This is a genomic window from Hansschlegelia beijingensis (genome assembly GCF_045505405.1).
Classification (GTDB): domain Bacteria; phylum Pseudomonadota; class Alphaproteobacteria; order Rhizobiales; family Methylopilaceae; genus Methylopila; species Methylopila beijingensis_A.
Map to the genome: position 1 here is coordinate 1 of NZ_JBJKEX010000240.1, position 4,630 is coordinate 4,630.

At 69.2% G+C, this 4,630-nt stretch carries 4 protein-coding genes; all 4 read left to right on the top strand.

What is annotated here, in order from left to right:
* Nucleotide 1 precedes the first annotated feature (1 nt).
* Nucleotides 2-1,366 (top strand): acylating sulfoacetaldehyde dehydrogenase, encoded by a 1,365-nt coding sequence (gene sauS / locus ACIKT0_RS13265; protein WP_407105797.1) that lies wholly within the window; start codon nucleotides 2-4, stop codon nucleotides 1,364-1,366.
* A gap of 5 nt (nucleotides 1,367-1,371) precedes the next feature.
* Nucleotides 1,372-2,499, top strand: coding sequence for a succinate--CoA ligase subunit beta (locus ACIKT0_RS13270; protein WP_407105798.1), 1,128 nt, complete (start codon nucleotides 1,372-1,374; stop codon nucleotides 2,497-2,499).
* Nucleotides 2,496-3,365, top strand: a complete 870-nt coding sequence (gene sucD, locus ACIKT0_RS13275; RefSeq protein ID WP_407105799.1) for a succinate--CoA ligase subunit alpha — start codon at nucleotides 2,496-2,498, stop codon at nucleotides 3,363-3,365. Before ACIKT0_RS13270 ends, sucD begins: the two co-directional genes overlap by 4 nt.
* A gap of 84 nt (nucleotides 3,366-3,449) precedes the next feature.
* Nucleotides 3,450-4,630, top strand: a 1,181-nt coding sequence (locus ACIKT0_RS13280) for an acetate/propionate family kinase (protein WP_407105800.1), incomplete at its 3' end; no start/stop codon positions are given.

Consider the following 4,630-nt stretch of genomic DNA (forward strand, 5'->3'; position numbering starts at 1 on the left):
CATGCGCCGGGCCCGCGCCGCGCAGGAAACCTTCGCGGACGCCGACCAGGCCCGCGTCGACGAGGCGGTGCGCGCGCTCGCCTGGTCGCTCTACAAGCCCGAGCACGCGCAGGAGCTCGCGACGCTCGCGGTCGAGGACACCGGCCTCGGCAATGTGCCGGACAAGGTGATCAAGAAGCAGCGTAAGACCTTCGGGACCCTGCGCGACCTGCTGCGGGCGAAGACAGTCGGCGAGATCGAGCGCGACGAGGCGAGGGGGATCGTGAAGTTCGCCAAGCCCCTCGGAGTGGTGGGCGCGGTGACGCCCTCCACCAACCCGGGCGCGACGCCGGTCAACAAGGCCATGATGGCGATCAAGGGCCGCAACGCGATCATCATCGCGCCGTCGCCGCTCGGCCACCGCACCACCGAGAAGGCCGTGAACTTCATGCGCGACGGGCTCGAGGCGATCGGCCTGCCCGCCGACCTCGTGCAGATCCTGCCGGCGCCGATCACCAAGGAGGTGACGCAGGCGCTGATGAGCGCGGTCGAACTCGTGGTCGTCACCGGTTCGCAGGACAATGTCCGCCGCGCCTATTCGAGCGGCACGCCCGCGATCGGCGTCGGCGCCGGCAACGTGCCGGTCATGATCGACGAAACCGCCGACCTCGACGCCGCCGCGCGCAAGATCTGCGCGTCGAAGATCTTCGATAACGCCACCTCGTGCTCGTCGGAGAACGCGGTCGTCATCGTGGACGAGGTCTATGACGCCGCGATCGCCGCGCTCGAGCGGGCAGGAGGCTTCCTGGTCGACCCGAGCCTGAAGGACAAGGTCGTCGGCGAACTCTGGAAGAACGGCAAGCTCAACCGTCACCTCATCGCCCGCGACGCCCCGACGCTCGCGGCCGCCTTCGGTCTGCCGGAAGCCGCCCAGCAGGCGCGCTTCTTCATGGTGGAGGAGACCGGCGTCGGCCGCGGCCACCCGCTCTCGGGCGAGAAGCTCGCGCTGGTGCTCACCGTCTATCGCGCCGCCGACTTCGAGGCCGCCAAGGCCAAGACCCGCGAGATCCTGGAGTTCCAGGGCAAGGGGCATTCAATCGGCCTGCACACCACGCGGCCCGACCGCGCGCGGGAGCTCGCAGAGGAGATGCCCGTGGTGCGGGTCCTGATGAACTTCGCGCACACCTTCGGGAACGGAGGAGGCTTCGACAGCGGGCTCGAGTTCACGCTCTCGATGGGCTGCGGCTCCTGGCAGAAGAATTCGCTCTCGGAGAACCTGAACTACCGCCACTTCATCAACATCACCCATCTGGTGACGCCGATCCCCGAGGACAAGCCGTCCGAAGAAGCTTTGTTCGGCCCCCACTGGACCAAGTACGGGAAGTAACGCTGATGAAACTCGAAGAACATGCGGCGAAGTCGGTCGTGCTGCGGCCGGCTGGCGCGCCGATCGGGAACGCGCGTCTCTGCGTGAGCCCGGAAGAGGTGGCGGAGGCGGTCCGCGCGGTCGGGCCTGCGGTGGTGAAGGCCCAGGTGCCGAGCGGAAAGCGCGGCAAGGCCGGCGGCATCAAGGTCGCGGACACGCCCGAGGAGGGCGCGGAGGTCGCCAGGAAGATCCTCGGCATGACGATCGGCGGGGACGTCGTTGAGCGCGTGCTCGTCGAGGAGAAGGCGGCGATCGCCCGCGAGTTCTATGCCGCGGTGCTGATCGACGTCGCGAACCGCAGTCCGCTGGTGCTGTTCTCCACCGAGGGGGGCATGGACATCGAGGAGGTCGCGCTCGACCGGCCGGACGCCATTCGCCGCCATGTGGTGGATGTGCTCGAAGGCTTCGGCGAGGCCGAGGCCAGGGCGATGCTGCGCGGCCTCGAACTCGGTTCGGCGGAGGCGGGCGTCGTCGACATCCTCGCCAAACTCTACCGGATCTTCCGCGAGCGCGACGCCGAGCTCGTCGAGATCAATCCGCTGGCGGAGCTCAAGGACGGGCGCGTGGTGGCGCTCGACTGCAAATTCGTCGGCGACGACGCCTCGCGCGACCTGCAGCCCGAGATCGCGGCCGCGGCGACCCCGGACAAGCAGACCGAACTCGAACGGCGCGGCGCGGAGGCGGACCTCAAGTTCATCCAGCTCGACGGCAATGTCGGAGTGCTGGCGAACGGCGCCGGGCTGACCATGACCACGATGGACGTCATCAACCACGCGGGCGGGCGGCCGGCGAACTTCCTCGAGATCGGCGGCGAGGCCTACACCAAGGCCGAGATCGCGCTCGATCTCGTGCTGTCGAACCCCGGCGTCAAAAGCCTTGTGGTGAACTTCTGCGGAGCCTTCGCCCGCACCGACGTCATGGCCGAGGGCGTGGTGAAGGCGTGGGAGACGCTGAAGCCCAGCGTGCCGGTGTTCTTCTCGATCCACGGCACCGGCGAGGACGAGGCGGTGGCGCTCGTCCGCGACCGGCTCGGGCTCGAACCCTACGATCTCATGGAGGACGCGGTGAAGGCCGCGGTCGAGGCGGCGCAATGATCTATCGCAGCGGACAAAAGGTCCTCGTCCAGGGGATCACGGGAAAGCAGGGGACCTTCTGGTCCCAGAAGATGATGGAGATGGGCGCCTCGGTGGTCGCTGGCGTGAACCCCAAGCGCGCCGGCGAGACCCATCTCGGCGTGCCGGTGTTCGCGAGCGCGGTCGAAGCCACCAGGCAGATCGCGTGCGACATCTCGGTGATCTTTGTGCCGCCGATGCTGGCGCGCGACGCGATCGTGGACGCGATCGACGCCGGGATCGGATGCGTCGTCGTGCTGACCGAGCACATTCCGGCGCAGCACGTGCTGGAGATCCACGCGCGGGCCAAACGCGCCGGCTGCCGGATCGTCGGGCCGAACACAGCCGGCATCGTGACGCCGGGCGAGGGCTTCGTCGGGATCATGCCGGGTCACAACCCCAACATCTTCAAGCCGGGTCATGTGGGCGTCATCTCGCGCTCGGGCAGCCTCGGCACGCTGATCTGCCTGAACCTCACGCGCGCGGGCCTCGGCCAGTCGGCCTTCATCGGCATCGGGGGCGACCCGATGATCGGCACGACGACGCGCGACGCGCTCGAGGCGCTCGACCGCGACGAGCGCACCCACGCGATCGCGATGATCGGCGAGATCGGCGGGACGATGGAGGAGGAGGCGGCCGAATACGCCAGGACGATGCGCAAGCCGATCGCCTCCTTCATCGCCGGACGGTCTTCTCCCCCGGACAAGAAGATGGGCCATGCGGGCGCGATCGTGACGGGCGGCCGCGGCGGCTACGCCTCGAAGCGCGAGGCGCTCGAGCAGGCGGGCGTCCGCGTCGTCGACACGCCGCACGAAATCGCCATCGCGCTCGCCGGCGTCTCCGCTTAAAAATGCCGGAATAACAGGGCGCGCGGCGGAGTCCTCGCCGCGCGTAGCCCTTCTGGCGCAGTCTCCCTCAACACAAGAGGCATCATGGCGGAGCCGGTCATCCTGGTCCTCAATGCGGGCTCCTCGAGCGTCAAGTTCGCGGCTTATGAGGCCGGTCCCGAAGGCGTCGGAGCGGCGCGCTGGCGGGGGCAGGTCGAGAACATTCCAGACGACCCGACGCTCACGCTTTCCGAAGACGACCGCCGCGTGGTCAACGGCGAGAAGCTCAGAGCCTCCGGGGTCACGGGCCATGCCGACGCAGTGCGGGTTTCGCTGAAGCGGCTGTTTGACTTGTTCGGCCGCGAACGGCTGATCGCGGCGGGCCATCGCGTCGTCCACGGCGGGGCGGAGTTCGGCGCGCCGGCGCTGGTCGACGACGCGACCTTCGCGCGCCTCGAAGCCCTCATCCCGCTCGCGCCGCTTCATCAGCCGCATAATCTCGCGGGGATGCGCGCGGTGGCCGAGGTCGCGCCGGGCCTGCCACAGGTCGCGTCCTTCGACACGAGCTTCCACCGCACCATCCCGGCCGTCGCCTACACCATCGCCCTGCCGAGGGAGCTCCGCGAGAAGGGGCTCAGGCGCTACGGCTTCCACGGCATCTCCTACTCCTACATCGCGAGCCAACTGCCGAAGCGGCTGTCGGAGGCCGAGCGCGGCCGGGTGGTCGTGGCTCATCTCGGCAACGGCGCCAGTCTCTGCGCGCTGCGGGACGGCAGGTCCGTCGAGACCACCATGGGCTTTTCCGCGCTCGACGGCCTGCTGATGGGCACGCGCTGCGGACTGCTCGACCCCGGCGTGCTGCTCTACCTGATGCGCGAGCGCGGCGACGACGTCGAAAGCCTCGAGGAACTGCTCTACCGCCGCGGCGGGCTTCTGGGCCTGTCCGGCGTCAGCGCCGACATGCGCGAGGTGCTGGCGAGCGAGGAGCCGGATGCGCGGCTGGCGGCCGAGCAGTTCGTCTACCGCATCGTCCGCGAGGTCGGAGCGATGGCGTCCGTTCTTGGCGGCCTGGACGCGCTGGTGTTCACCGCGGGGATCGGCGAGCACTCGGCTGAGATCCGCGAGCGTGTCTGCGCCGGGCTCGACTGGCTCGGCCTGTCTTTCGACCGGGAAGCCAGCGCGCGGTCGGCCGAGCGCATCAGCGCGGCGGGAAGCCGGGTCGCGGCCTTCGTGATCCCGACCGACGAAGAGGGCGTCATCGCGCGCGACGCCGCGGCGCTCGCCGC

Bases quoted from the DNA above. Each gene is read 5' to 3' on its own strand.
- sauS (WP_407105797.1), top strand. From the start codon at position 2: ATGCGCCGGGCCCGCGCCGCGCAGGAAACCTTCGCGGACGCCGACCAG.
- ACIKT0_RS13270 (WP_407105798.1), top strand. From the start codon at position 1,372: ATGAAACTCGAAGAACATGCGGCGAAGTCGGTCGTGCTGCGGCCGGCT.
- sucD (WP_407105799.1), top strand. From the start codon at position 2,496: ATGATCTATCGCAGCGGACAAAAGGTCCTCGTCCAGGGGATCACGGGA.